Source organism: Azotobacter vinelandii CA, from assembly GCF_000380335.1.
GTDB classification, from domain to species: Bacteria; Pseudomonadota; Gammaproteobacteria; order Pseudomonadales; family Pseudomonadaceae; genus Azotobacter; species Azotobacter vinelandii.
In genome coordinates, this window is the sequence record NC_021149.1 from 184,043 (window position 1) to 210,398 (window position 26,356).

A 26,356-nucleotide genomic window follows, 5' to 3' on the forward strand; every position below is an offset into this window, starting at 1 on the left:
ACGATGTCCGGATTTTTTATCGATCGCCCTATCTTTGCCTGGGTGATTGCCTTGGTGATCATGTTGGCTGGTGGGCTATCCATTCTTGGGTTGCCAATCAATCAATATCCAAGTATCGCTCCGCCGGCGGTGAGCATTTCCGTGACCTATCCGGGCGCTTCGGCACAGACCGTTCAGGATACGGTAGTGCAAGTGATCGAGCAGCAGCTCAACGGTATCGACAACCTGCGCTACATCACTTCGGACAGCAATTCGGATGGCAACATGACCATCACTGCCACCTTCGAACCCGGTACCGATGCGGACATTGCCCAGGTTCAGGTTCAGAACAAACTGCAACTGGCCACCCCGCTGTTGCCACAGGAGGTTCAGCAGCAGGGCATCCGAGTGACCAAGTCGGTGCGAAACTTTCTCTTGATCGTTGGCTTCGTTTCCGAAGATGGCAGTATGGACCGCAACGATCTGGCCAACTATATCGTTTCCAATATTCAGGATCCCCTTTCCCGGGCCAAGGGCGTGGGTGATTTCCAGGTCTTCGGCTCGCAATATGCCATGCGCATCTGGCTGGACCCGGCCCGCCTGAACAACTTCCAGTTGACTCCGGTGGATGTGCGCAACGCGGTCGAGAGCCAGAATGTCCAGGTTTCCTCCGGCCAGTTCGGCGGTCTTCCGGCCGTACCCGACCAGCAACTCAGTGCCACGATCATCGGCAAGACCCGTCTGCAGACAGCCGAGCAGTTTCGCGACATCCTGCTTAAAGTCAATGGCGACGGCTCGCAGGTGCGCCTGGACGATGTCGCCGAGGTGGGACTGGGTGGTGAGAATTACAGCATCACTTCGACCTACAACGGGCGGCCCGCCGCGGGAATGGCGATCAGGCTCGCGACCGATGCCAACGCACTGGAAACGGCCCAGGCGGTGCGGGATACCCTCGCCGAACTGGAGCCTTTTTTCCCGCCGGGGGTGAAAGTCGTCTACCCCTATGACACTACGCCGGTGATCTCGGCCTCCATCGAGGAGGTGGTGAAAACCCTCGGCGAGGCGATCGTCCTGGTCTTTCTGGTGATGTACCTGTTTCTGCAGAACGTCCGGGCCACGCTGATTCCGACCCTGGCGGTCCCGGTGGTGCTGCTCGGCACCTTTGGTGTGCTCGCCGCATTCGGTTTCACCATCAATACCCTGACCATGTTCGCCATGGTGCTGGCCATCGGTCTGCTGGTCGATGACGCCATCGTGGTAGTCGAGAACGTCGAGCGGGTCATGGTCGAGGATGGCTTGCCACCGCGGGAGGCCACACGCAAGTCGATGGGACAGATCCAGGGTGCTTTGGTCGGCATTGCCTTGGTGCTGTCCGCAGTGTTCGTACCCATGGCCTTTTTCGGTGGCTCGACCGGGGTAATCTATCGACAGTTCTCCATCACCATCGTCGCTGCCATGGCGCTATCGGTACTGGTCGCGCTGATCTTCACCCCGGCGCTCTGTGCGACTCTGCTCAAGCCCGTGAGCAGAGGCGAGCATCACCGGAAGCGTGGTTTCTTCGGCTGGTTCAACCGCAGCTTCGAGCGCAGTGTCCGAGGTTACGAGCGTGGCGTCAGGCAGGTGCTCGGCCGCAAGCTACCTTATCTGTTGCTCTACTTGGCAATAGTCGCGCTCATGGTTTGGTTGTTCAGCCGTATACCGACCGCTTTCCTGCCCGACGAGGATCAAGGCGTGCTCTACGCGCAAGTGCAGACCCCCTCGGGGTCCAGCGCTGAGCGAACCCAACTGGTGGTGGACGAAATGCGCAATTACCTGCTGACGGAGGAGGGTCATCTGGTCAACTCGGTTTTCACCGTCACCGGCTTCAATTTCGCAGGCCGGGGGCAGAGTTCCGGCTTGGCATTCATCTCATTGAAGCCTTGGGCCGAGCGGACCGGTGAAGAAGATGATGTGTTTGCCCTCGCCCAGCGTGCCCAGCAGCGCTTTGCCGGGTTTCGCGACGCCCTGGCCTTCGCTTATGCTCCACCGGCGGTGATGGAGTTGGGCAATGCCAGTGGCTTCGATGTCTTTTTGCAGGACCGCGCCGGCGTCGGCCACGAAGCGTTGAGCGCAGCCCGCGACCAGTTTCTCGCCCGCGCTGCGAAGAATCCCGTGCTCAGCCGGGTACGTGCCAATGGTCTGCGCGACGAGCCGCAGTATCGCCTGTTGATCGATGACGAACTGGCCCGTGCCTATGGTGTCCCCCTGGCGGACATCAACAGCAGCATCTCCATCGCCTGGGGTGCCAGCTACGTCAACGATTTCATCGATCGGGGACGGGTGAAGAAGGTCTATCTGCAGGGCGAGCCGAAGGCACGCATGACTCCCGAAGACCTCGGCAAGTGGTTCGTGCGCAATGCGGCCGGCACCATGGTGCCCTTCAGTGCTTTCGCCAACGGCGAGTGGACCTACGGTCCGCCGAAACTGGCCCGTTACAATGGCGTCTCGGCGATGGAGATTCTCGGCGAGCCGGCACCCGGTTACAGCTCCGGGGAGGCCATGGCCGAGGTGGAACGGATCGCCGAGGAATTGCCGCCGGGTATCGGTTACGCCTGGACCGGCCTGTCCTACGAAGAGCGTCTTTCCGGATCCCAGGCGCCAGCGCTCTACGCACTCTCGCTGCTGGTGGTGTTCCTTTGCCTGGCGGCCCTCTACGAAAGCTGGTCGATTCCTTTCTCGGTGATGCTGGTCGTGCCGCTGGGAGTCATAGGCGCGCTCTGCTTCACCAGCCTGCGCGGACTCTCCAATGATGTTTACTTCCAGGTGGGCCTGCTCACCACCGTCGGCTTGTCGGCGAAGAATGCGATCCTCATCGTCGAGTTTGCCAAGGACCTGCACGAGCAGGGTATGGCGCTCCCGGAGGCAGCAGTGGAGGCCTGCCGCATGCGCCTGCGGCCGATCATCATGACTTCTCTGGCATTCATCCTCGGTGTCGTGCCGCTGGCCGTCTCCAGCGGTGCCGGTGCCGGTGCCGGCAGCCAGCATGCCATCGGTACGGGAGTGATCGGCGGCATGCTCACCGCCACGGTGCTGGCGATCTTCTGGGTGCCGCTATTCTACGTATTGGTGTCATCCCTGTTCGGGGATCGTCGCCCCGAGGCTGCCGACCGCGGTGAGGTGCCATGAGCCCTGCGTGGTTTCGGCTATCGACGGGAGACATCCATCGCCAGCGGCCGGGGCAGCAGCCTCAAGGATGATATGGTTGTCGGGCTTGCATTACTTTAGGAGCAGACATGATTTCGAGATACGCCCCCCTCAGCCTCCTCTTTGCAATGCTGTTGACCGGTTGCAGTTCCGCCGGCAAGTCCGAACCTGTTCCGGCGGTCTCCAGCCAGGGATGCAGCGACAGCGCGGTGCAGGATCTGGTCGGCCAGACCGCCAGCCCCGCCTTGCTCGAGGAGGCCCGGCGTCGTGCTGGAGCACTGCGGGCACGGGTGACCGGTCCTCAGGACAGCGTAACGCTGGACTACGATTCCAAGCGTCTGAATCTGGACGTCGACGAGCACCTGGTGATCAGGCAGGTCCATTGCGGCTAGATGAATTCCGTTCGCTCAATACCGCCCCGGCCTATTTTGGCCGAGGCGGAAGGCTTGATGTAAAACAGACATTCCCGACAAAAACTCCAACGATTGTAAGAAAATCCTCAATATATTGTTGCGAATAAAGTAACGATACTTTTTGGAATCCCTGGTTTTTTGCCCTTCCAACGACTTCTAGAATCTCCTGGCTTTTCATAAATCCGGTCGTTGCTGCGCGTGGCAGCACGAGTTCCTGCTTCATTCCGATCCGCCTGGATAAGGATGGAGCCATGACGTGGGCCGGATGCGGAAATCCAACCACTCAACTTGCAGGTTGAACCTATGAAATCGGTGGTCGTTCCGTTATGGATGGCGCTTGCCTTCGTTCCGTGCATGCTGAGCGGCTGTGGATCGCCGCCGCAGATAGCCCACAGGGCCTATTCGGATGCCGAGATCAAGGAGTTCGCCCAGGGCATGCTGGGGCGAAGCGCTCTGTCTCCGGATAAATACGAGAAATACAAGAAAGCTCTGGCCACTCCGTGAGGAGCCGATCCAATAGAATAAATATTCAAGTTCGGGCCATTATCGTGCGAAACTCCCGCCGCCGCATTGCGTGCGGATGTCGCATGCAATGCTCGCGTGCCTTTTCTGCGAGACTCGTTTTGCCCGTCGCCTGACGGGAGACTTGCGTCCGGCCAGGCAGGTCCGGACTGTCCAGGAGTTCTGCATAATCGTACTTGCTAACAAATAGAGGATGTTTCAATGCGAAAATATCTGTCATTGCCCGCAGTCGCCGTTCTGCTTCTGGGTTCGGCGGGGGTGGCACAGGCTGTCGAGGTAGGTGCTGCGGTCGGCGTCACCAGTCAGAATGATATGACCTATCGCCTCAGTTTGGGCCTGCCCTGGGAGAAGCAATGGTGGAAGAGTGACCTGGGCTATGTGACGGGTTACTGGGATGCCGGTTATACCTACTGGGAAGGCGGCTCCGGCAACGATAACTACGCGGGTGCGCATTCGCTGTCGTTCAGCCCGGTGTTCACCTACGAGTTCAGCGGCTTCAGCAGCGTCACCCCGTTCCTCGAACTCGGCGTCGGCGTTGCCTTCTTCTCCAAGACCCGCGTGGGCGAGCAGCAATTGGGTTCCTCCTTCAACTTCGAGGATCGCATCGGCGCCGGCATCAAGTTCGCGGGTGGCCAAAAAGTCGGCATCCGGGCGATTCACTACTCCAACGCCGGCATCAAACAGCCCAACGACGGCATCGAGTCCTTCTCGGCTTACTACAGCCACGCCTTCTGATTCGGTGTTGCGCTCGAGCTCTACGCCCTCTGCGCCGGAGTTCGAGCTGGGCGGCCAGTCTCTGGCCGTCCAGATTCCTTTTCCCTGAGCATCGTGGAAATCCGGCGGCCCGACGACGAGAGCTGGCTCAGAGTGCGTTCAGCGGGATCCTCAAGTAGCGAATGCCGTTGTCCTCGGCCGGCGGGAGTTCTCCGGCGCGCATATTGACCTGCACGGCAGGAAGGATCAGGGCCGGCATGGCGAGGGTCGCATCCTTCGCGTTGCGTACCGCCACGAAGACTTCCTCGTCGATGTCCTGATGCACATGAATGTTGTGCCGGCGCTCCTCGCCCATGCTGGTTTCGTGGAGAAACTCGGTACGTCCTGGCGCTTTGTAATCGTGGCAGACGAACACCCGGGTTTCGTCCGGCAGCCGGTAGAGCCGCTGGATCGAGCGATACAGGGTACGTGCGTCCCCGCCGGGAAAGTCACAGCGGGCAGTGCCGTAGTCGGGCATGAACAGGGTATCGCCGACGAAAGCGGCATCGCCGATCAGGTAGGTGATGCAGGCCGGGGTATGTCCGGGGGTGTGGAGGACATGGGCCTGGAGGTCGCCGAGCCGGAACCTTTCGTCATCGTGGAACAGGTGGTCGAACTGGCTGCCGTCGCGGGCGAACTCCTCGCCGGCGTTGAACAGCTCGCCGAAGGTTTCCTGGATCTGGGTGATGTGTTCGCCGATACCGAGTTTGCCACCGAGCTGCCGCTTGAGGTATGCGGCGGCGCTCAGGTGGTCGGCATGGACATGGGTTTCCAGAATCCAGCGCACTTCCAGCTCCTGGGTACGGACATGGGCGATCAGGCGGTCGGCGGAACTGTGATCGATGTGCCCGGAGGCGGGCTCATAGTCCAGTACGGCATCGATCAGGGCACATTGCCGGCTGATCGGGTCGCTCGCCACATAGCTGTAAGTGCAGGTGGCGGGATCGAAGAAGGCTTCTACACGGATGTTCATGGGCTGTCCTTCGGCAAGGGGAATCCATACTACGGGGGCACGATGCGAAAGCCTGGCGGAGGGCGTGCCCGATGCCGGCCGCGCTTTCCGCGCTTGCTGATGCCCATCCAGTGTAGGTCGGGCGTATGTGAAGGAGGCTGCTTGCCGGCGAAGATAGGTCGACGAGCATGCGTGGGGCGCGCGGGCTTCCTGTTCGATGGTCAGGAATTGCGCCGACGCTCCAAGACGCTGAACAGGCCCATGCCGCCGAGCATGGCGAGCACGAAGATCAGGCCCTGCCAGTAACCGCCGGACAGCAGGGTCAGGGCCGGGCCCGGACAGACGCCGGCGATGCCCCAGCCGATGCCGAACGTCAGGCTGCCGCCGATCAGCCGGTGGTCCAGCCCGCGTTTCTGCGGCAACTGCATGGGTGTGTTCAACAATGAGCGCCGTTGGCGCCTGGCCCAGCCGAAAGGCAGCAGGGCGACGCCGATGGCGCTGGCCATCACCAGTGCCAGCGAAGGGTCCCAGGAGCCGGCCAGATCGAGAAAACCCAGTACCTTGGCCGGATTGCTCATGCCGGCCAGCAACAGGCCGATGCCGAAGAGCAGTCCGGCGAGCAGTGCGGTCAGTCTGCGCATGTTCAACCTCCCCACAGGTGATGTAGGACGAAGACAGTGGCGAATCCGCCGCTCATGAAGACCAGGGTCGCGACCATGGAGCGTGGCGACAGGCGGGAAATCCCGCAGACACCATGCCCGCTGGTACAGCCGGAACCGTAGCGGCTACCGAGGCCGACCAGCACTCCTGCGATCGCCAGGCCGAACCAGCCAGTCCGGAATTCGGCCTTCGGCAGGGCGCCGAACAGGCTCCAGAGCAGTGGCGCCGCCAGCAGGCCGAGGAGAAACAGCGCTTTTTCGTCGCGGCCATCCGAGTCACGCTGCAGCAGGCTGCCGAGCAGGCCGCTGATCCCGGCGATTCGTCCGTTCAGCACCACGAACAGGCTGGCGGCAAGGCCGATCAGCGCACCGCCGGCCAGTGCCGTCCAGGGGGTGAAGTGCGCCCAGTCGATATGCATCGCATCGCTCCTTCGCAAGATCGCTTGGCCGGACAATATATTTATTTATAAAATGTTTTCAAGCATAGGGATGAGGCCTTCGGAAGCCGGCCGCCCTTCGTTCCTTCTTCATCGATGTTTTTCCGTCAGCATACATGGAGGTAGCCATGCGTTTTCCCGCCGCTCTGACCCTGCTGTTCGCCAGCGGAGTCTCGCTCGCCGACCCGCAGGGATTCGAGGCCGAGGCGCGTGCCCTGATACCGCCCTTCGCCCAGGCGCTGCAGGACACCCTCGGGCAGGCGTTGGCCGAAGGCGGATCGCGGAGCGCGGTGCGAGCCTGCCAGAGCCAGGCGCCGGCCATCGCCGGGAAGCACGGCCGGAAGCCCTGGACGGTCGGGCGAACCGCTCTCAAGGTGCGCAATCCGGCCAACCGTCCGGATGCCTGGGAGCGTCGGGTTCTGGAGCGCTTTTCCGCGGCCGCCGCCGCAGGGCAGCCCGTCGCCGGCCTGAGCCATGCTGAAGTGGTCGACGGCGAGTATCGCTACATGCAGGCCATTCCCACCGGGGAACCTTGCCTGGCCTGTCATGGCGAGAACATCGACAGGGCCCTGCTCGATATCCTGGACGAGCGTTATCCGCAGGACCGGGCGCGAGGCTTCGCCCTTGGCGAGCTTCGCGGTGCCTTCACCTTGCGTCGTCCCCTCGAAGAAACTACGCCCTGAGCGATAGGCCTCTGTCGCCTGCCGCCCGTTTTCCTCACCTCGTTTCGTTCAGGGTGGCCAGCAGGGCCGCGGTTTCGGCGTCCGGCTCGCCATCGAAGCGGGCCGGACGGTATTTCATCTGGAAGGCGGCAATGACCCGTCGCGTCGCGGCATCGAGCACGCCATGCCGTTCCAGGGCATAGCCGTGTCGGGCCAACTGTTCCTGGAACCAGGCGACATCCGGCAGGCGAACGGCGTAGCGCGTCTGCAGCTCGGCTACCCGGCGCGCATCCGGCCAGACGATGAGTCCGGCCTCGGCCAGGCGCTTCCACGGAAACAGAGGTCCCGGATCGACCTTGCGCAGCGGGGCGATATCGCTGTGGCCGACTATCGCCTCCAGTCCCAGCCCGTGACGCTTGACGATGTCCTTGAGGAGAACGATCAGCGCATCGATCTGCTTCGCCGGATAGGGATACCAAAGACGCCCGTTGGGCGTGTCCAGATAGCCGGGATTGACCAGCTCGATGCCGATGCTGCTGGCGTTCAGCCAGGTTCTGCCGCGCCACTGGCTGTTTCCGGCATGCCAGGCACGGCGGTTCTCCTCGACCAGGCGGTAGATGGTCGCGGGCTTGGCATCGATCAGATAGTGGCTGCTGACCTCGCCCCGGGTGAGCTGGCGCAGCGAGCCCGGCAGATCTTCCGAGGTGTAGTGCAGAACGATGTACTGGACGCGGCTGTCCTGGCCGCGCGAGCTGTAGCGGGTGTCGATCCGTGGGCCGACGGCGCAGCCGGCCAGCAAGGCGAGGATCAGGGGAAGGGCAAGCGACTTCATGGAGTTCGGGCGTGTCCGGCAAGGATCGAAGGTTCGGCGGGCCCTGGTGGATGGGCCCTGTGCACCGGTGAATTATTGCAAAAGCATGGCGACTCACTGCCTTCGCCTGTGCGTCGGTCGCCAGGCCGATCCGCTCAGGGTTGGAGCTGGGGCAGGGTGCCGTGCCCGAGGTGTTCGGGCAGGCGGATCTCCACCGCTACCGGCAGGTGATCGGAGATCGGTTGGGGCAGCACCTGTACCCGTTCCAGCGTCAGGCTGGGGCTGAGCAGGATGTGGTCGATGCAGCGCTGCGGGCGCCAACTGGGAAAGGTTGCCTCGATCTGTGGGGCGAGCAGGCCGAGATCGCGCAGGGGCGAGTGTTCCAGCAGTTCGCGGGCATGGGTGTTCATGTCGCCCATCAGTACCAGGTGGCGATAGTCGCCGACCAGTTCGCGGATGTAGGCGAGCTGGCGGGTGCGCGTCCGGGCGCCAAGGGCCAGATGCATCATGATCACCGCCAGGGAGCCGGCTCCTTCGCCGAGCCGCAGGAGTATCGCGCCGCGTCCCGGTGGGCCGGGCAACGGGTGATCCTCCAGCCCGGAAGGTCGCAGGCGGCTGAGCAGGCCGTTGCTGTGCTGGGCCAGCGGGCCGAGGTTGCGGTTGAGCTGCTGGTACCAGTAGGGGAAGTTGCCGAGCTGGGCGAGGTGTTCCACCTGGTTGACATAATCGGAGCGCAGGCTGCCGCCGTCGACCTCCTGCAGGGCCACCAGGTCGAAGTCGGCGAGCAGGGCGCCGATCCGCTGCAGATTCACGGCGCGCCCGGCATGCGGCAGCAGGTGCTGCCAACTGCGGGTCAGATAGTGCCGATAATTCTCGGTGCGGATACCGACCTGGATGTTGAAACTCAGCAGGCGCAGCCGACCGTCGCCAGTCAGCTCGCTTGCATCGTGGCACTGCGGGTTGGTCCGCGGTTGCCGCACCGCGGCCTGGCGTTCAACCGTACGTCGGCGCAGCATGGTTCCTCCCGCCCGTCATCACTGGGCGCTGCGTTCCTGTTCGATCAGGTAGTCGGCCACCTGCAGGGTGTTCTCCGGGCCGCCGGCGCTGCCCAGATCGAAGCGATACTTGCCGTTGACGACCATGACCGGAACGCCGGAGATCTGGTAGGCGATCGCCAGTTTCTTCGCCTTTTCCATCTGGCTCTTCACGTTGAAGGAGCCGTAGGCCTTGAGGAAGGCATCCTTGTCGATACCGTGACCGGCGAGGAACTCGGCCATTTCCTCGGGTGTCGCCAGCTTCTTGCCGTCCTTGTGGATGGCATCGAAGATCGCGGTGTGGACCTTGGGTTCGACGCCCATCGCCTCCAGCGTGAGGAACAACTGGCCATGGATGTTCCACAGGCCGCCGAAGAGGGCCGGGACGCGCCGGAAGCTCACGTCTTCCGGCAGCTTGCCGGCCCAGGCGTTGATGCTCGGCTCGAACTGGTAGCAATGCGGACAGCCATACCAGAACAGTTCCACGACCTCGATCTTGCCCGGCTGCGCCACCGGCACATGGGTCGGCAGCTCGACATACTGCCTGCCGATCTTGATGTCGGCGGGCGAGAGCGATTCCGCCTGGGTACCCAGGGCGAACAGGCTGGTGCCGGCGAGAATGGCGCCGAGAATCAGTTTACGCATGCGTGACGACTCCTTGCATTGCTGGAGGGGGCTTTCGGTACGGGACGGTCTCCGGCCCGTAGGGGCGAAGCGGCTGGACCTATTGTAAGGGGAGGGCCAATGAAAAAGGGCGGCTATCCGCCGCCCTTTTCGCAACGCCGACGAGCCGGACTCAGTGCAGGCCCTGGATGTAGCTGGAGATCGCAGCGATGTCCTTGTTGCTCAACTTGGCGGCGATGGAGCGCATGATCATGTTGTCGCCATCGTTGGTGCGCGCGCCTTCGCGGAAGTCGGTGAGCTGCTTGGCAACGTACTGGGCATGCTGGCCGCTCAGGCGCGGATAGGCGGCCGGGGTGTTGCCCTCGCCGTTCGGCGAATGGCAACCGGTACAGGCCGGCATGCCGTCGGCCAGCTTGCCGCCGCGGTAGAGCGTCTCGCCGGCTTCCACCAATTGCGGATCGGCTGCGCCGACGGTCGGCTTCTGCGAGGTGAAGTAGGCGGCGAGGTCGGCCAGGTCCTGGTCGCTGAAGTTGTCGAGCATGCCGGTCATTTCCAGCACCTTGCGACCGCTGCCTTCGGGAGCGCCCGGCTTGGTGCCGGCCTTGATGTCCTGCATCTGCTTGAGCAGATAGCGCTCGCCCTGGCCGGCCAGTTTCGGGAAGTTGGGGGCCGCGCTGTTGCCGTCCGGGCCGTGGCAGGCGCCGCAGACGGCCGCCTTGCCTTGGCCGGCGGCGGCATCTCCCGCGGCGTGGGCAAGGCCGGTGATCCCCAGGGTTAACAGCAGAGTCACGAGTGCTTTGTTCATCAGCTAATCCAAATCACGGCTCAAGAAAAGTGTTGTTGTCGACCGATGTGCCCGGCTGTGGAGGAGTTCCCGGCGGCTTCGGCGTGGCTGTCCATGCATCCATGCGCGCCTGCGGGCCAGAGTCGACTGGGCAGTTGGCAGCCAAGGGCAGCATCACGGCACTGCGGTGGGCAACAGGCTTCTGGAGCGGGCCTTCCGCAGGGAACAAACACCGTGCGGTCAACGTACGGTCAGTCTTAAACCGTTCCCGTGAACACTTACCCTGGGGCAGGGGCAAAGCGCACACAAAATCCGCGGCATTATATACTCATGACCCCGAAACGGAAATGACATGGCGCCGCAGTCTGTGCGTGCCAACCCCAGCGGAACTTCCCCGATGTCCTTCAAGAATCCCGTTCTCGGCCTGTGCCAGCAGGCCGCCTTCATGCTCAGCGCCGCCCGGGTCGACCAGTGCCCTGCCGACGACGGCCTAGAGGTCGCCTTCGCCGGGCGCTCCAATGCCGGCAAGTCCAGTGCGCTGAACACCCTGACCCACGCCAACCTCGCGCGCACCTCGAAGACTCCGGGTCGCACCCAGTTGCTGAATTTCTTCCGTCTCGACGACCGGCGTCGCCTGGTCGACCTGCCCGGCTACGGCTATGCCAAGGTGCCGATCCCCCTCAAGCAGCACTGGCAGCACCATCTGGAGGCCTATCTGGGCAGCCGTCGCAGCCTGGCCGGCGTGGTGCTGTTGATGGACATCCGCCACCCGCTGACCGACTTCGACCGGATGATGCTCGACTGGGCCGGCGCCAGTGGCATGCCCATGCACATCCTGCTGACCAAGGCCGACAAGCTGGCCTTCGGCGCGGCGAAGAACGCCCTGCTCAAGGTCCGGCGGGAAATCCACAAGGGCTGGGGCGAGGGCATGAGCGTCCAACTGTTCTCGGCGCCCAAGCGTCAGGGGGTCGAGGAGGCCCACGACGTGCTGGCGCGCTGGCTGGGACTGGCCGGGGACGACGGGGGCGAGGCGGATGCCGGGGCCTGAGCCCCGGCGAAGGTTCAGCGGTGCCAGGCGTGGCCCTGCTGTTCGAGCAGGCTGTGGGCCTGCTCCGGCCCCCATGAGCCGGCGGGATAGGGGCGCGGCCGCTGATAATAGGCATGCCAGCCGCCGATGATCGGGTCGACCCAGCGCCAGGCGGCCTCCACTTCGTCGCGGCGCATGAACAGGGTGGAGTCGCCCTCGATCACGTCCAGCAGCAGGCGTTCGTAGGCGTCCCAGCGGCGCTTCTGGCGAAAGGCATGGGCCAGGTTGAGATCCAGCTCGACCGGCGCCAAGTACATGCCCTTGCCGGGACTCTTGGCCATCAGTTGCAGGCTGATCGACTCCTCCGGCTGCAGACGGATCAGCAGGCGGTTGGCCTGGCCGTCCTGGAACAGCCGGTGCGGCACCGGCTTGAACTGGATGACGATCTCCGAACTCTTTCTCGCCATGCGTTTGCCGGTGCGCAGGTAGAAGGGCACGCCGGCCCAGCGCCAGTTGTCGATTTCGGCATGCACCGCGACGAAGGTTTCCGTATCGCTGTCGCTGTCGACGTTTTTCTCGAAATAGTAGGCCGGCACTTCCTGTCCGCCGATCTTCCCGGCGGCGTACTGGCCGCGCACGGTGCGATCCTTCACGTCGAAGCCGGCGATGGGTTTCAGCGCCTCGAGGATCTTCACCTTCTCGTTGCGTACCGCCTCGGCGTCGAAACGCACCGGAGCCTCCATGGCGACCAGGCAAAGCAGTTGCAGCAGGTGGTTCTGCAGCATGTCGCGCATCGCTCCGGCCTTGTCGTAGTAGCCGCCGCGGTTCTCCACACCGAGGGTTTCGCAGACGCTGATCTGCACGTGGTCGATGTGCCCGGAGCGCCAGACCGGCTCGAACAGGGCGTTGGCGAAGCGCAGTGCCATCAGGTTCTGCACCGTTTCCTTGCCCAGGTAGTGGTCGATGCGGAAGACCTGGGACTCCTGGAACACCCGGCCGATCGCCTGGTTGATCGCCAGCGCCGACTCCAGCGAGTGGCCGATGGGCTTTTCCAGCACGATGCGCGTATCGCTGCCGGCCAGGCCAGCGTTGGCCAAGTGCGCGGCGATGTCTTCGAACAGGCCGGGAGCCGTGGCGAGGTAGTAGACGCGGCCGCGCTGGCAGGCGTTGCCCAGATGTCGGGCCAAGCGGCCATAATCGGCGCTCTGGCTGGCGTCCATGGCGAAATAATCGATCCGCTCGGCGAAAGCCTGCCAGGTGGTGGCGTCGAAGTTCGCCCGCGGCACATTGGCCCGGCAATGCCGTTCGGCCAGGGTCCGATAGGCATCGGCGCCCAGCGGCTTGCGGGCCAGCGCGAGGATGCGCATGTCGGCCGGCAGGCGCCGGTCGCGGTGCAGGTGGTAGAGCGCCGGCAGCAGTTTGTGCAGCGCCAGATCGCCGGTACCGCCGAAAACCAGCATGTCGCAGGGACGGATCACAACAGCCTCCAACACGTTTGGCTATGGGCTGAACGCTCTCCATGTAGTATAACTACAGGCGAACTACAGCCCGATTCCCGATCATAACCGAGTTCAGCCCCCGTGAATCTCTTGCAGCATATTGCCCAATCCCGCGCCCTGCTGCGCAAGTCGGAACTCAAGGTGGCCGATCATGTGTTGCTCGATCCGGCCGCGGCGATGCACAGTTCGATGGCCAGTCTGGCTCAGGAGGTCGGGGTCAGCGAGCCGACCATCGTACGCTTCTGTCGGGCGATCGGCTGTACCGGCTTCCAGGACCTGAAGCTGAAGCTGGCGCAGAGCCTGGCCGCCGGCGCCAGTTTCGGCCAGTTCGCCATCCATGAGAACGATTCGGTCGTCGACTTCAGCCTGAAGATCTTCGACACCACCCTGCACACCCTGATGGAGGTGCGCGAGCGGCTCGATCCCGAGGCCTTGCAGCACGCCATCGATGCCATCGCCAAAGCTCCGCGCATCGAGTTCTACGGCTTCGGCGCCTCCGGCGCGGTAGCCATCGATGCCCAGCACAAGTTCTTCCGCCTGCTGCTCACCGCCGCCGCCTATTCCGACCCGCACATGCAGGCCATGTCGGCGGTGACCCTCAAGCCCGGCGACGTGGCGATCTGCATCTCCCAGTCGGGGCGCTCCAAGGATCTCCTGATCACCGCCAACCTGGTCCGCGAGACCGGGGCCACCCTGGTCACCCTGTGTCCCGGACAGACGCCGCTGGCCGAGCTGGCCGACATCAACGTGGCGATCGACGTCCATGAGGACACCGAGGTCTACACCCCCCTGACCTCGCGCATCGCCCATCTGGTGGTGATCGACGTGCTGGCCATGGGCGTGGCCATGGCCCGCGGGCCGGATCTGGTCAATCACCTGAAGAGCGTCAAGCGCAGCCTGCGCAGCCTGCGCCTGTCGCCCAAGGCGGTGCGCGCCGCCGAGGAGTGAGCAGCGCGGCGATCGCGGGTCACGACACTGTAATCCGCCTGCCGTGAAGGCGTCACCGGCCACCGGCGATCCTGAGGTTCCCCGACCCCTGCCTGGGAGCCCCTCATGCTTCGTCACTCGGAAGACGCGTATTACCTCAGCCCCCTGGACTCGAAGGCTCGTCGCAAGCGGCTGGACGAGCGGCGGATGCACTTTCGCCGAGCCATCGAGCGCTACGACGAGCAGCGTCAGTTGCAGTATGAGCTGGACGATTTTCCTGATCTGCACGCGGTCAGCCTGCCGCCGGTTTCTCCGTCAATCTCCCGGAAAAACGCTCGGCCAGTGCGCTGATCTTCGCGCGTTCGGCGCGGATGAAGGTCTCGAACGCCCGCGCCACCGGGCTCAGTCGCTTGCCTTCGGTATGCACCAGGCACCAACTGTGGTACAGCGGTAATTCCTCCACCGGCAGCTCGCGGAGCTGGCCGGTGGCCAGTTCCAGGCTCGCCGCGTGGCGCGGCAGCAGAGCCAGGCCGAGGCCGGCGATCACCGCCTGCAACTGCGCCTCGGTCGAACCGATCTCCAGCGTTTCGGCGAAATGCGCACGTTTCTGATGGCAGTACTCCTCGCCGGCGCGGCGGGTGCCGGAGCCGGGTTCGCGCAGCAAGAGCGGAAAATCCGTCAGGTCCTGCAAGCGCAGGTTCGGCCGCGCGCACAGCGGGTGCCAGGGCGGCGCCACGGCGACGATCGGATTGTTGAGGAAGGGATAGAAGTTCAACGCCAGTTCGCTCGGTACCTGCGACATGATCAGCAGGTCGTCGCGACTTATCGACAGGCGGCGCACCGCCTGGGCGTGATTGACCACCACCAGTTGCAGGCTGACCTCCGGATGTTGCGCGCGGAAGGCGGCGAACAGGTGCGGCACCAGATACTTGGCGCTGGACTCCACCGCCAGATTGAGCTGGCCCTGCAGCGAGCCCTGCAGGTCCGACAACTGCATGTCGAGGCTTTCCAGGCGGCCGAAGATGTCCTCGCTGGCCTTCAGCAACGCCTCGGCGGCCGGCGTCAGGTAGAGCTTCTTGGCCACGTACTCGAACAGCGGCTGGCCGACCAGTTCCTCCAGTTGGCGGATCTGCAGGCTGACGGCCGGCTGGGTCAGCGCCATTTCCTCGGCGGCGCGGCTGTAGGAGCGGCTCTCGCATACCGCGCGAAATACCCGCAACTGGCGCAGGGTCAGGCGCATCAGGGACTTACGCATGGCGGCCTCGGCAAATCGGAAGGGCGAGACATGGTTTTCCGGCAGGAAAAACCGTTCTCGCTCGTGGCTGTTCGTAGGTCTATAAGTTGTAGTTTATGCTTAACCTAACAAATATTCATTTTTCTTAATCGATCCCCCGGCCTAGGGTGTCAGCACACCTGCCGACTGACCGTTCGAGTTGGCCAGCTCAGCCGAGGGAGACCTCCGTGATAAAAAAAATCCTCATTGCCAACCGTGGCGAGATCGCCGTCCGCATCGTGCGTGCCTGCGCCGAAATGGGCATCCGCTCGGTGGCCATCTACTCCGAAGCCGACCGCCACGCCCTGCATGTGAAGCGTGCCGACGAGGCGTACTTCATCGGTGAGGACCCGCTGGCCGGCTATCTGAACCCGCGCAAACTGGTCAACCTGGCGATGGAAACCGGCTGCGATGCGCTGCACCCCGGCTACGGCTTCCTTTCCGAGAACGCCGAACTGGCCGAGATCTGCGCCGAGCGCGGGATCAAGTTTATCGGCCCTTCGGCGTCCGTGATCCGCCGCATGGGCGACAAGACCGAGGCGCGGCGCAGCATGATCGCCGCCGGCGTGCCCTGCACTCCCGGCACCGAAGGCAACGTCGCCGATCTCGCCGAGGCGCTGCTCGAGGCCGAGCGCATCGGCTACCCGGTGATGCTCAAGGCCACCTCCGGCGGCGGCGGCCGCGGCATTCGCCGCTGCAACAGCGCCGCCGAGCTGGAGAACGCCTACCCGCGGGTGATCTCCGAGGCCACCAAGGCCTTCGGCAGCGCCGAAGTCTTCCTCGAGAAATGCATCGTCAATCCGAAGCACATCGAAGCCCAGGTGCTGGCCGACTCCTTCGGCAACACGGTGCACCTGTTCGAGCGCGACTGCTCGATCCAGCGCCGCAACCAGAAGCTGATCGAGATCGCCCCCAGTCCCCAACTGACCCCCGAACAGCGCGCCTACATCGGCGACCTGGCGGTGCGCGCGGCGAGGGCGGTGGGCTACGAGAACGCCGGCACCGTGGAGTTCCTGCTCGCCGACGGCGAAGTGTACTTCATGGAGATGAACACCCGGGTCCAGGTGGAGCACACCATCACCGAGGAAATCACCGGCATCGACATCGTCCGCGAGCAGATCCGCATCGCCTCGGGCCTGCCGCTATCCGTCGAGCAGAAGGATATCCAGCACCGCGGCTACGCCCTGCAGTTCCGCATCAACGCCGAGGACCCGAAGAACAACTTCCTGCCGAGCTTCGGCAAGATCACCCGCTATTACGCTCCCGGCGGCCCCGGCGTGCGCACCGACACCGCGATCTACACCGGCTACACCATCCCGCCGTACTACGACTCGATGTGCCTGAAGCTGATCGTCTGGGCATTGACCTGGGAAGAAGCCCTGGCCCGCGGCCTGCGCGCCCTGGACGACATGCGTGTGCAGGGGGTGAAGACCACCGCGCCCTATTACCAGCAGATTCTCGGCAATCCGGATTTCCGCAGCGGACAGTTCAACACCAGCTTCGTCGACGAACACCCGGAACTGCTCGACTACTCGATCAAGCGCAGGCCTGGCGAACTGGCCATCGCCATCGCCGCCGCCATCGCCGCCCATGCCGGGCTCTGACGAACACCAGCCCGGCTGCGCTCTGGCTGCAGGCTCAAGAGGAACAGACGAATGAAGAAGATCACGGTCACCGACACCATCCTGCGTGACGCCCACCAGTCGCTAATCGCCACCCGCATGCGCCTCGAGGACATGCTGCCGATCTGCGACAAGCTGGACAAGGTCGGCTACTGGTCGCTGGAAGTCTGGGGCGGCGCCACCTTCGACGCCTGCATCCGCTTCCTCAAGGAGGACCCGTGGGAGCGCCTGCGCCAGCTCCGCGCCGCGCTGCCCAACACCCGCCTGCAGATGCTCCTGCGCGGGCAGAACCTGCTCGGCTATCGCCACTACAGCGACGACGTGGTCAAGGCCTTCGTCGCCAAGGCGGCGGTCAACGGCATCGACGTATTCCGCGTCTTCGACGCGATGAACGACGTGCGCAACCTGCAGGTGGCCATCGCCGCGGTCAAGGCCGCCGGCAAGCACGCCCAGGGCACCATCTGCTACACCACCAGCCCGGTGCATACCGTCGCCGCCTTCGTCGAGCAGGGCAAGGCCATGCAGGCGATGGGTGTCGACTCCCTGGCGATCAAGGACATGGCCGGCCTGCTGACCCCTTACGCCACCGCCGAACTGGTCGCTGCGCTGAAGGCCGAGATCGACCTGCCGGTGTTCATCCACTCCCACGACACCGCGGGCCTGGGGGCCATGTGCCAGCTCAAGGCCATCGAGGCCGGCGCCGACCACATCGACACCGCCATCTCCAGCTTCGCCTGGGGCACCAGCCATCCCGGCACCGAGTCGATGGTCGCCGCCCTGCGTGGCAGCCAGTACGACACCGGCCTGGACCTGGCGCTCCTGCAGGAGATCGGCCTGTACTTCTACGCCGTGCGCAAGCGTTATCACCAGTTCGAGAGCGAGTTCACCGCCGTCGACACCCGCGTGCAGGTCAACCAGGTGCCGGGCGGCATGATGTCCAACCTGGCCAACCAGTTGAAGGAGCAGGGCGCCCTGCACCGCATCAACGAGGTGTTCGAGGAGATCCCGAAGGTGCGCGCCGACCTCGGCTACCCGCCGCTGGTCACTCCCACCTCGCAGATCGTCGGCACCCAGGCGGTGTTCAACGTGCTCGCCGGCGAGCGCTACAAGACCATCACCAACGAGGTCAAGCTCTACCTGCAGGGCCGCTACGGCAAGGCGCCGGGCGTGGTCAACGAGCGCCTGCGCTTCCAGGCGATCGGCAACGAGGAAGTCATCGACGTGCGTCCGGCCGACCTGCTCAAGCCGGAAATGACCAAGCTGCGCGCGGAAATCGGCGAGCTGGCGCAGAGCGAAGAGGACGTGCTGACCTACGCCATGTTCCCCGACATCGGCCGCAAGTTCCTCGAGGAGCGCAAGGCCGGCACCCTGGTGCCCGAGCCGCTGCTGCCGATTCCCACCGCGGGCGCCGGTCCGGCCAGCGAGGGCGTGCCCACCGAATTCCTCATCGACGTGCACGGCGAGACCTACCGGGTGGACATCACCGGCGTCGGCCTCAAGGGCGAGGGCAAGCGTCACTTCTACCTGTCCATCGACGGCATGCCGGAAGAGGTGGTGTTCGAGCCGCTCAACGAGTTCGTCGCCGGCGGCTCCGGCAAACGCAAGCAGGCCGGCGCGCCGGGTGACGTCAGCACCAGCATGCCGGGCAACATCGTCGACGTCCTGGTCAAGGAGGGCGATGTGGTCAAGGCCGGCCAGCCAGTATTGATCACCGAGGCGATGAAGATGGAGACCGAAGTACAGGCACCGATCGCCGGCACGGTCAAGGCCATCCACGTCGCCAAGGGCGACCGCGTCAACCCCGGCGAACTGCTGGTGGAGATCGAGGGTTGAGTCGCGGTTTCTGAAGATTTGAAAGGCGGTTTGGGGAGTCGTGAGACTCCCTTTTTTTATTCGCAGGATTCCGCGGGAGGCGAGCCCCGCTCAGCGCAGCCCGGCGAGGATCTCGAACGAGCGCAGGCGGGCGTCCGGATCGTAGATGTCGCCGGTGAAGATCAATTCGTCGGCGCCGGTCTGTTCGAGCAGCACGTCCAGGCGCGCGCGGACCTTTTCCGGGCCGCCGATCACCGCCAGGCCGAGGAAGTCGCCGACCGCCGCCTGCTCGTGCGGCTGCCAGCGGCCGGCCATCGATTCCACCGGCGGACGCAGTACCCGGCTCTCGCCGCGGACCAGCGCCAGGGCGCGCTGGAGGGCGGTGGTGGCGAGGAATTCCGCTTCCTCGTCGCTGGGCGCGGCGACCAGCGGCACGCCGAGCATCACGTAGGGTTTGTCGAGCACCGCCGAGGGCTGGAAATTGTCGCGGTAGAGGCGGATCGCCTCGTGCATGTAGCGCGGCGCGAAGTGCGAGGCGAAGGCGTAGGGCAGGCCCTTGCGCGCCGCCAGGCGGGCAGTGAACAGGCTGGAGCCGAGCAGCCAGATCGGCACCTCGGTGCCGGCTCCCGGCACGGCGATCACCCGCTGGTCGGGACGCGCCGGGCCGAGCAGGGCCTGCAGTTCCTCGACGTCCGCCGGGAATTCCTCTTCGCTGCCCAGGCGGTCGCGGCGCAAGGCGTGGGCGGTGTAGGGATCGGTTCCCGGCGCGCGGCCGAGGCCGAGGTCGATGCGTCCCGGATAAAGGGTGGCGAGGGTGCCGAACTGCTCGGCGATCACCAGCGGCGCATGGTTGGGCAGCATGATGCCGCCGGCGCCGACGCGGATGTGATGGGTGCCCGCCGCCAGATAGCCGATCAGCACGGCGGTGGCGGAACAGGCGATGCCGTCCATGTTGTGGTGTTCGGCCACCCAGAAGCGGGTGAAGCCCAGGGCCTCGGCATGCCGGGCCAGGGCCAGGGAATTCTGCAGGGCCTGGGCCGGGCCGCCGTCGTCGCGGATCGGCGCCAGGTCGAGAATGGAAAGCGCGGTGTCGGCCAGTCGTGGCATGGAGGTTTCCTCGAGTCGTCCCCGGGGCCCGCCCGTCGGGAAAGGGCAGAGACTAAAGCAAAAGGCGGCGCCGGTGGCCGCTCAACTGTCGGCCAGGCGAAAGCCGACCTTCAGGGTGACCTGATAGTGGCCGACCACGCCGTTCTCCAGGTGGCCGCGGATCTCGACCACCTCGAACCATTCCAGATAATCGAGGGTTTTCGACGCCTCGGCGAGGGCGTTGCTGATGGCGTCCTCGATGCTGTTGCGCGAAGAGCCGATGATTTCGATCTTCTTGTAGGTGTGATGGTCGGACATGCGGGCCTCCCGGGAGGATGGGCGGGGCCGGCCCAGGTGCCAGCCCCACTAGATGAGGCAGGTCGGAGACGCGAGAGTTCAGCCGCCGGCGCACCGTTCGGCCGGCCAGCGCGGCTCGGCGAACACCGCCGAGGGCCGCGTCCGCGCCATGGGCACGCGCTTTGCCGTGCGCCAGGAGAACGGCCGTACCCGTGTCGTCGTCGAGGCCCACGTGGTGGAGGTGCGGCCACGCCTGGCGCAAGCGCGGGCCGTGCGGGTGGAGGCAGGACGGGGCCTGAGCTTCGATGTCCTCGCCTCCGGCCCCTTGCTTCCCGCCCCGGCCGATGCCGGCGCCCTCACCCTGGACGACGGCGAGGCCGTGCTGGACATCCTGGAAGCCCCGCTGCCCGTCCGGGACGAGGTTGGAAAGGCTTCTGGCCTGATCCCGAGGCCCTCGCGGAAAATTCTCTCCTCGGGGTGACGGATTCTCACTTCTGCTTCGGCTCCCTTCTGATAGGTCGATCCGGACGGCCGACCTGCCCTTGTACCCCTCAAGAGGGCATTTCCATCAATTCGTGGCGCAGCCACCGCGCCAGCGCCTCGGCGCGGCGATCGGCTCCGCGCGCCGGTGCCCACAGCGCCAGTCGTGCGCGGGTTTCGACGAAGCCCCAGGGCGCGGCCAGGCGGCCGGCGGCCAGTTCGTCGGCCACCAGCGGTTCGGGGGCGATGGCCACGCCGAGACCGGCCACGGCGGCCTCCAGCAGGTAGTAGAGATGTTCGAAACCCTGGCCGAAGTGCAGTCGCGCCGGCTGCAGCCCCTGCGCGCTCGTCCACTGCGGCCAGGCCTGCGGGCGCGAGGCCGTATGCAGCAGGGCCTCGCCGAGCAGCGCCTGCGGCGGTGCCTGGCGCAGTTCGGCGAAACGCGGATGGCGCGGGCTGAGCACCGGGCCGATGCGCTCGGCGGCCAGCTCGAAGACCCGCATGTCGGCCGGCCATGGCGGCTCGGCGAACAGCAGGGTGGCATCCAGGCCCGGCCGGCGCGGGTCCAGCTCGCCCTCGCTGGCGGAGAGCTGCAGGCGCAGCTCCGGCAGCGCACGGTTGAGGCGATCCAGGCGCGGAATGAACCAGCGTGCCAGCAAGCTCCCCGGACAGCCGAGCACGAAGGGCGCTTCCTCGCTGCGTCGCTTCAGCTCGGCGCAGGCGCCGTCCAGACGGGCGAAGGCGTCGCCGGCGGCATCCCGTAGCAGAATGCCGGCATCGGTGAGTTTTACGCCGCGCCCTTCCTTGGCGAACAGGGCCACCCCCAGTTCCTCTTCCAGGGCACGGACCTGCCGGCTGACCGCTCCGTGGGTGACGTGCAGTTCCTTGGCTGCCTGCTTGACGCTCTGCAGGCGGGCGGCGGCCTCGAAGGCGCGCAGGGCGTTCAGGGAGGGCAGGTCCGGGTGCATGATCGGTGAGTTTTCCTGACATATTCGGGTGATCTTATCGCTTTTCGGCGGGGGCGCCATTGGTTAACGTGTGAGCATCGCAAGTGGACTGCGAAACGCGCCGACCTGCCCCTCCGCACACTCCGGGAGCACCCATGACCGAGACTTCCTACCGCACCGGCCCCGACGAAAAAGGCCTGTTCGGCCGTTTCGGCGGCCAGTACGTCGCCGAAACCCTGATGCCGCTGATCCTCGACCTGGCCGAGGAATACGAGAGGGCCAAGGTTGATCCGGCCTTCCTCGAAGAACTGGCCTACTTCCAGCGCGACTACGTCGGCCGGCCGAGCCCGCTGTATTTCGCCGAGCGCCTGACCGAGCACTGCGGCGGCGCGAAGATCTACCTCAAGCGCGAAGAGCTGAACCACACCGGCGCGCACAAGATCAACAACTGCATCGGGCAAATCCTGCTGGCCCGGCGCATGGGCAAGCAGCGCATCATCGCCGAGACCGGCGCCGGCATGCACGGCGTGGCCACCGCCACCGTGGCCGCGCGCTTCGGCCTGCAGTGCGTGATCTACATGGGCACCACCGACATCGATCGCCAGCAGGCCAACGTCTTCCGCATGAAGCTTCTTGGCGCCGAGGTGATCCCGGTCACCGCCGGCACCGGCACCCTCAAGGACGCCATGAACGAGGCCCTGCGCGACTGGGTGACCAACGTCGAGACCACCTTCTACCTGATCGGCACCGTGGCCGGCCCGCATCCGTACCCGGCGATGGTCCGCGATTTCCAGGCGGTGATCGGCAAGGAAACCCGCGAGCAACTGATCGAGAAGGAAGGGCGCCTGCCCGACTCGCTGGTCGCCTGCATCGGCGGCGGCTCCAACGCCATGGGCCTGTTCCACCCCTTCCTCGACGAGCCGGGCGTGAAGATCGTCGGCGTCGAGGCCGCCGGCCACGGCATCGAGACCGGCAAGCACGCGGCCAGCCTGAACGGCGGCGTGCCCGGCGTGCTGCACGGCAACCGCACCTTCCTGCTGCAGGACGCCGACGGCCAGATCATCGACGCCCACTCGATCTCCGCCGGCCTCGACTACCCCGGCATCGGCCCGGAACATGCTTGGCTACACGACATCGGCCGCGTCGAGTACAGCTCGATCACCGACCATGAAGCGCTGCAGGCCTTCCATACCTGCTGTCGCCTGGAGGGCATCATCCCGGCGCTGGAGTCGTCCCATGCCCTGGCCGAAGTGTTCAAGCGCGCGCCCCGGCTTCCGAAAGACCACCTGATGGTGGTCAACCTCTCCGGCCGCGGCGACAAGGACATGCAGACCGTGATGCATCACATGCAGGAAAAACTGGAGAAGCACGCATGAGCCGCCTGCAGACCCGCTTCGCCGAACTGAAGCAAGCCGACCGCGCCGCCCTGGTCACCTTCGTCACCGCCGGCGACCCGGACTACGAAACCTCTCTCGCCATCCTCAAGGGCCTGCCGGAAGCCGGCGCCGACGTGATCGAGCTGGGCATGCCCTTCACCGACCCGATGGCCGACGGCCCGGCGATCCAACTGGCCAACATCCGCGCCCTCGGCGCCGGCCAGAACCTGGTCAAGACCCTGCGTATGGTTCGCGCCTTCCGCGAAGGCGATCGGACCACCCCGCTGGTGCTGATGGGCTACTTCAACCCCATTCACTACTATGGTGTCGAACGCTTCATCGCCGAGGCCAGGGAGGCCGGCGTCGATGGTCTGATCGTCGTCGACCTGCCGCCGGAGCATAACGAGGACCTCTGCGATCCGGCACAGGCGGCGGGCCTGGACTTCATCCGCCTGACCACCCCGACCACCGACGACAAGCGCCTGCCCAGGGTGCTCGCCGGCAGCTCCGGCTTCGTCTACTACGTCTCGGTGGCCGGCGTCACCGGCGCCCACGCCGCATCCCTGGAGCACGTCGAACAGGCTGTCGCCCGCCTGCGCCGTCACACCGACCTGCCGCTGTGCATCGGCTTCGGCATCCGCAGCCCGGAACACGCCGGCAGCGTCGCCCGCCTGGCCGAGGGCGTGGTGGTGGGCTCGGCATTGGTCGACCGCATTGCCAAGGCCGGCTCGAAGGAGCAGGCGGTGGGGGATGTGTTGGGCTTGTGTCGGGAGTTGGCTGAGGGAGTTCGGAGGGCGAGGAGGTAAGGTTCTCGCACAGCCCGAGTGAGTCGAGAAAAGCCGTTGCTTCCGGGAAGAGGGAACGGCTTTTTCGCGGGCTTGTTCCGTCGAAAGCAGGATCGGGCCGTTCGCCACTTGTGTTTGAAGCGAGCTTTTTAATGGATCAGCTTTTCCAATGGGGGCAGTCCGCATCTTTCGTGCCGGCCCGTGAGGAAAGCCTTGAGCGCCTTCCTAAAGAGGAGCTTATTTCTACCAAGAGGAAGTCGTAATAGCTGCTTGAGTAAAATGCGTAATCGTCTGGCGGATGGATAATGTCGCAGCATCAGGCCGAAATAATAGCTTTTTTCGACTCGCCTGAAGTGTTTCAGTTCTTTCGTTTCGGATTTCAGTCTGGACAGGGAGTGTTCGAAGCCGGGGAGGGATTCGAGTTTTTCGGTGAATCCGAGCTTTTGGATTCGTTTGAAGAGGGATATGTCGACTCCATACAGGGCGAAATTGTCGTCGAATATATTCCCATATGCATTCTCGATGCATCGCGTCGCTTCATGGCTCAGCAGCAAGCCGCTTCCTATCGAGAAAACATCGTCTCGATTCGTATAGGGACCGAGCGAGAAGCGACGATTGGAACGTGGGTATTGAGGTTCCCCTTCGACAAGGATGGTTGGCATTCCCAGGAAGGTCTTTTTCCTCGCCAGGATATGCTGGAGGTATTCGTTGGATAATATCGAGTCATGGTCAAGTATTACGTATCGGTCGCCTGGAAAATTCTTTATGAAATAGTTGTATATCCAGCTCAGCGGCGCATTCTGGCAGGTCTGCCTGATGCTTACCTCAAGGGACCGCTCTGCGAGTGCCGCGAGGGTTCCGGGAAGCGGGCTCATATAGTGAGGCCCGTTGTTCCAGAAGCATAAGCGGGCCCCGTCGAATCCGAGCTTCGAGGCCAGGATGGAGGTGAGCGTTGCGGAGTTCTCCATCGAGCAGTCATATGCAACTATTAGGATGGATAGTTTCATCGATTTTTTACAGGCCTTTTAACGTGATCATGCTGCTACATATCGGATCAGCCCGGACTTGTGAAGCAGGCGCTCGAGACGTCCATGATTCTCGCCGCGTGTTTCAAACGCCGATGGCATGTTCAACGAGAACCGATCACCTCGATCAACGGGCTTTTCACTGCCGTGTCCGGATCATGTCGACATGATATCGGATTCCAATGTTTTCATGGCTGTATCTTCACCGACTTTTCACGTTGCTTTCCACCGTTCGACCAGAGCCATCGTCCGACTCCGTTCGTTCGGCAAGGTTGTGTGCAACCCTGGCGACTATCTATAAGATATTGTCATATGATCTTCGGACCTTTGTGCCGTCTGGGCCGTCATGAACAGGACGCGCTCCTGTTTCGGGAGTCGATGATCCGAGATCATGGCGTCATATCGGACCATGTTCTATGAGCGGAGGCTTTTCAGTGTTTCCACATCCGGCGGGAAAAACGACAAGGAAACGGAATAAATCCATCAAGAAGATTGAAAGGCTATTGCTTGCCTGTAGGTTTTTCCTGAGAAACAGATTTTCTTCGGACCCGGTCTGTGCGAAAGGTGGCGTGACCGTCTCGCTCACCAGCCATTCGACGCGAACCGAGCGGGTCTATCTGGCGATAGAGTCAATAGCGGCCGGCATCGAAAAGCCTGGCAGGATCATTCTCTGGCTCGACGACGCACGAATCTTCGATGACCTGCCGGAGTCCCTGCGGAGGCTTCGGAAAAGAGGGCTGGAGATTCGCATGTGCGACAATTACGGGCCGCATACCAAATATTATCCATTCATCGAATACGAGGAAATCGAGGGGCCTCTGGTGACGGCCGACGACGACTCCTTTTATCCGCCGACCTGGCTGAAAAGACTGCATGAAGAACACGAGGCCACGCCGGAAATCGTTGTCGCTTACAAGGCCTTGCGCGTACAGATAACCAACGAGCGGATCGAGCCCTACCTGAACTGGCGTTTCTGCCTGGAGGAAGAGGCCGATTTGCGGAATTTCGCCCTCGGTGTCGGTGGAGTCATCTACCCTGCCGCTTTCCTGCGGCGTTTGAAAGAAGCGGGGACTGCCTTCATAGCCTGTTGTCCCAGGCATGACGACGTCTGGCTGCATGCCAACGCCGTCAGGCAGGGTTACGAAGTCCGGCAGATATCCAACGATGTGAACCATTTTCCACTGGTGCCCGGCACCCAGAGGATCGGCCTGAAGAACTCCAACAGGATCGGTGGCGACGATCAGGCCATTTCCCTGACTTACGACGAGGCGGATATCGCGAAGATGCTGGGCGAAAGTTCGCCCGCGGGCGCGCGGGAAACCAGCCGGGCGTAACCGTAGGCCCGGCGGCTTCCTGTGGAGAACGGTTCGCGGCTTCCCTGCGCAGG

The 26,356-nt window shown here is 64.0% G+C and carries 28 protein-coding genes; 14 read left to right on the plus strand and 14 right to left on the minus strand.

Annotated elements, in window-relative coordinates; translation table 11 throughout:
• Nucleotides 1-3: 3 nt before the first annotated feature.
• Both AVCA_RS00910 and AVCA_RS00915 read left to right on the plus strand, forming a co-directional pair.
• Nucleotides 4-3,144 (plus strand): efflux RND transporter permease subunit, encoded by a 3,141-nt coding sequence (locus tag AVCA_RS00910; RefSeq protein ID WP_012698878.1) that lies wholly within the window; start codon nt 4-6, stop codon nt 3,142-3,144.
• 107 nt (nt 3,145-3,251) lie between these two features.
• A complete protein-coding gene (locus tag AVCA_RS00915) occupies nt 3,252-3,554 on the plus strand; it encodes an I78 family peptidase inhibitor (protein ID WP_254796224.1) in 303 nt (100 codons plus the stop codon).
• A gap of 31 nt (nt 3,555-3,585) precedes the next feature.
• Here AVCA_RS00915 and AVCA_RS25830 read toward each other — a convergent pair whose 3' ends face one another.
• Nucleotides 3,586-3,798, minus strand: coding sequence for a hypothetical protein (locus AVCA_RS25830; RefSeq protein ID WP_144061653.1), 213 nt, complete (start codon nt 3,796-3,798; stop codon nt 3,586-3,588).
• 80 nt (nt 3,799-3,878) lie between these two features.
• Between AVCA_RS25830 and AVCA_RS00920 the strand changes: the two genes are divergently transcribed.
• Together AVCA_RS00920 and AVCA_RS00925 are read left to right on the plus strand one after the other, a co-directional pair.
• A complete protein-coding gene (locus AVCA_RS00920) occupies nt 3,879-4,079 on the plus strand; it encodes a hypothetical protein (RefSeq protein WP_041806852.1) in 201 nt (66 codons plus the stop codon).
• A 219-nt stretch (nt 4,080-4,298) separates the two neighbouring features.
• Nucleotides 4,299-4,832 (plus strand): acyloxyacyl hydrolase, encoded by a 534-nt coding sequence (locus AVCA_RS00925; RefSeq protein ID WP_012698881.1) that lies wholly within the window; start codon nt 4,299-4,301, stop codon nt 4,830-4,832.
• Nucleotides 4,833-4,959: 127 nt separating this feature from the next.
• Here AVCA_RS00925 and AVCA_RS00930 read toward each other — a convergent pair whose 3' ends face one another.
• The 3 genes from AVCA_RS00930 to AVCA_RS00940 all read right to left on the minus strand — a co-directional run bounded on the left by AVCA_RS00930 (nt 4,960) and on the right by AVCA_RS00940 (nt 6,880).
• Complete coding sequence (locus AVCA_RS00930) at nt 4,960-5,823, minus strand: MBL fold metallo-hydrolase (RefSeq protein ID WP_012698882.1); 864 nt, start codon at nt 5,821-5,823, stop codon at nt 4,960-4,962.
• Between the two features lie 200 nt (nt 5,824-6,023).
• A complete protein-coding gene (locus AVCA_RS00935; protein ID WP_012698883.1) occupies nt 6,024-6,443 on the minus strand; it encodes a DUF6691 family protein in 420 nt (139 codons plus the stop codon).
• Nucleotides 6,444-6,445: 2 nt separating this feature from the next.
• On the minus strand, nt 6,446-6,880 hold the full coding sequence (locus AVCA_RS00940) for a YeeE/YedE family protein (RefSeq protein ID WP_012698884.1): 435 nt from the start codon (nt 6,878-6,880) through the stop codon (nt 6,446-6,448).
• Between the two features lie 146 nt (nt 6,881-7,026).
• Here AVCA_RS00940 and AVCA_RS00945 point away from each other — a divergent pair, with 146 nt between their 5' ends.
• On the plus strand, nt 7,027-7,581 hold the full coding sequence (locus AVCA_RS00945) for a Tll0287-like domain-containing protein (protein ID WP_231876304.1): 555 nt from the start codon (nt 7,027-7,029) through the stop codon (nt 7,579-7,581).
• A gap of 34 nt (nt 7,582-7,615) precedes the next feature.
• On the opposite strand, the gene AVCA_RS00950 is transcribed toward AVCA_RS00945, so the two are convergent.
• The 4 genes from AVCA_RS00950 to AVCA_RS00965 all read right to left on the minus strand — a co-directional run bounded on the left by AVCA_RS00950 (nt 7,616) and on the right by AVCA_RS00965 (nt 10,834).
• Nucleotides 7,616-8,392 (minus strand): N-acetylmuramoyl-L-alanine amidase, encoded by a 777-nt coding sequence (locus AVCA_RS00950; RefSeq protein ID WP_012698886.1) that lies wholly within the window; start codon nt 8,390-8,392, stop codon nt 7,616-7,618.
• A gap of 134 nt (nt 8,393-8,526) precedes the next feature.
• The gene (locus AVCA_RS00955) at nt 8,527-9,387 is read right to left on the minus strand and encodes an endonuclease/exonuclease/phosphatase family protein (protein ID WP_012698887.1); all 861 of its coding nucleotides are present in this window, start codon (nt 9,385-9,387) and stop codon (nt 8,527-8,529) included.
• Between the two features lie 18 nt (nt 9,388-9,405).
• Nucleotides 9,406-10,050 (minus strand): thiol:disulfide interchange protein DsbA/DsbL, encoded by a 645-nt coding sequence (locus tag AVCA_RS00960; protein ID WP_012698888.1) that lies wholly within the window; start codon nt 10,048-10,050, stop codon nt 9,406-9,408.
• 151 nt (nt 10,051-10,201) lie between these two features.
• Nucleotides 10,202-10,834 carry a c-type cytochrome gene (locus tag AVCA_RS00965; protein WP_012698889.1) on the minus strand — a complete coding sequence of 211 codons (633 nt, stop codon included), beginning with the start codon at nt 10,832-10,834 and terminating at the stop codon, nt 10,202-10,204.
• 376 nt (nt 10,835-11,210) lie between these two features.
• Between AVCA_RS00965 and yihA the strand changes: the two genes are divergently transcribed.
• The gene (gene yihA / locus AVCA_RS00970; protein ID WP_012698890.1) at nt 11,211-11,861 is read left to right on the plus strand and encodes a ribosome biogenesis GTP-binding protein YihA/YsxC; all 651 of its coding nucleotides are present in this window, start codon (nt 11,211-11,213) and stop codon (nt 11,859-11,861) included.
• Between the two features lie 14 nt (nt 11,862-11,875).
• On the opposite strand, the gene zwf is transcribed toward yihA, so the two are convergent.
• Nucleotides 11,876-13,300, minus strand: coding sequence for a glucose-6-phosphate dehydrogenase (zwf, locus tag AVCA_RS00975; RefSeq protein ID WP_041807488.1), 1,425 nt, complete (start codon nt 13,298-13,300; stop codon nt 11,876-11,878).
• A gap of 120 nt (nt 13,301-13,420) precedes the next feature.
• On the opposite strand from zwf, the gene hexR reads away from it, so the two are divergent.
• Both hexR and AVCA_RS27190 read left to right on the plus strand, forming a co-directional pair.
• Nucleotides 13,421-14,287 (plus strand): transcriptional regulator HexR, encoded by an 867-nt coding sequence (hexR, locus tag AVCA_RS00980; protein ID WP_012698892.1) that lies wholly within the window; start codon nt 13,421-13,423, stop codon nt 14,285-14,287.
• 105 nt (nt 14,288-14,392) lie between these two features.
• Nucleotides 14,393-14,617 carry a PA3496 family putative envelope integrity protein gene (locus AVCA_RS27190; RefSeq protein WP_072432471.1) on the plus strand — a complete coding sequence of 75 codons (225 nt, stop codon included), beginning with the start codon at nt 14,393-14,395 and terminating at the stop codon, nt 14,615-14,617.
• Here the strand turns inward: AVCA_RS27190 and AVCA_RS00985 are convergent.
• The gene (locus tag AVCA_RS00985) at nt 14,559-15,521 is read right to left on the minus strand and encodes a LysR family transcriptional regulator (RefSeq protein ID WP_041806853.1); all 963 of its coding nucleotides are present in this window, start codon (nt 15,519-15,521) and stop codon (nt 14,559-14,561) included. The genes AVCA_RS27190 and AVCA_RS00985 overlap by 59 nt on opposite strands.
• A 206-nt stretch (nt 15,522-15,727) precedes the next feature.
• Between AVCA_RS00985 and AVCA_RS00990 the strand changes: the two genes are divergently transcribed.
• Both AVCA_RS00990 and oadA read left to right on the plus strand, forming a co-directional pair.
• Nucleotides 15,728-17,143, plus strand: coding sequence for an acetyl-CoA carboxylase biotin carboxylase subunit (locus AVCA_RS00990; protein ID WP_012698894.1), 1,416 nt, complete (start codon nt 15,728-15,730; stop codon nt 17,141-17,143).
• Between the two features lie 51 nt (nt 17,144-17,194).
• Nucleotides 17,195-18,994 carry a sodium-extruding oxaloacetate decarboxylase subunit alpha gene (oadA, locus tag AVCA_RS00995; RefSeq protein ID WP_012698895.1) on the plus strand — a complete coding sequence of 600 codons (1,800 nt, stop codon included), beginning with the start codon at nt 17,195-17,197 and terminating at the stop codon, nt 18,992-18,994.
• Between the two features lie 90 nt (nt 18,995-19,084).
• On the opposite strand, the gene AVCA_RS01000 is transcribed toward oadA, so the two are convergent.
• Nucleotides 19,085-20,080, minus strand: coding sequence for an LLM class flavin-dependent oxidoreductase (locus tag AVCA_RS01000; protein ID WP_012698896.1), 996 nt, complete (start codon nt 20,078-20,080; stop codon nt 19,085-19,087).
• A gap of 81 nt (nt 20,081-20,161) precedes the next feature.
• Nucleotides 20,162-20,377, minus strand: coding sequence for a dodecin (locus AVCA_RS01005; protein ID WP_012698897.1), 216 nt, complete (start codon nt 20,375-20,377; stop codon nt 20,162-20,164).
• Nucleotides 20,378-20,429: 52 nt separating this feature from the next.
• Between AVCA_RS01005 and AVCA_RS01010 the strand changes: the two genes are divergently transcribed.
• Nucleotides 20,430-20,837, plus strand: coding sequence for a FecR family protein (locus AVCA_RS01010; protein WP_231876305.1), 408 nt, complete (start codon nt 20,430-20,432; stop codon nt 20,835-20,837).
• 70 nt (nt 20,838-20,907) lie between these two features.
• Here AVCA_RS01010 and AVCA_RS01015 read toward each other — a convergent pair whose 3' ends face one another.
• Nucleotides 20,908-21,804: a LysR family transcriptional regulator gene (locus AVCA_RS01015; protein ID WP_175555863.1), complete on the minus strand. Its 897-nt coding sequence runs from the start codon at nt 21,802-21,804 to the stop codon at nt 20,908-20,910.
• A gap of 134 nt (nt 21,805-21,938) precedes the next feature.
• On the opposite strand from AVCA_RS01015, the gene trpB reads away from it, so the two are divergent.
• A complete protein-coding gene (trpB, locus tag AVCA_RS01020) occupies nt 21,939-23,159 on the plus strand; it encodes a tryptophan synthase subunit beta (RefSeq protein WP_012698901.1) in 1,221 nt (406 codons plus the stop codon).
• The gene (trpA, locus tag AVCA_RS01025) at nt 23,156-23,965 is read left to right on the plus strand and encodes a tryptophan synthase subunit alpha (protein ID WP_012698902.1); all 810 of its coding nucleotides are present in this window, start codon (nt 23,156-23,158) and stop codon (nt 23,963-23,965) included. The genes trpB and trpA overlap by 4 nt, the downstream gene beginning before the upstream one ends.
• Nucleotides 23,966-24,093: 128 nt before the next feature.
• On the opposite strand, the gene AVCA_RS24140 is transcribed toward trpA, so the two are convergent.
• Nucleotides 24,094-24,951, minus strand: a complete 858-nt coding sequence (locus tag AVCA_RS24140) for a glycosyltransferase family 2 protein (RefSeq protein ID WP_236616325.1) — start codon at nt 24,949-24,951, stop codon at nt 24,094-24,096.
• Nucleotides 24,952-25,538: 587 nt separating this feature from the next.
• On the opposite strand from AVCA_RS24140, the gene AVCA_RS01035 reads away from it, so the two are divergent.
• A complete protein-coding gene (locus AVCA_RS01035) occupies nt 25,539-26,303 on the plus strand; it encodes a hypothetical protein (RefSeq protein ID WP_012698906.1) in 765 nt (254 codons plus the stop codon).
• Nucleotides 26,304-26,356 lie beyond the last annotated feature (53 nt).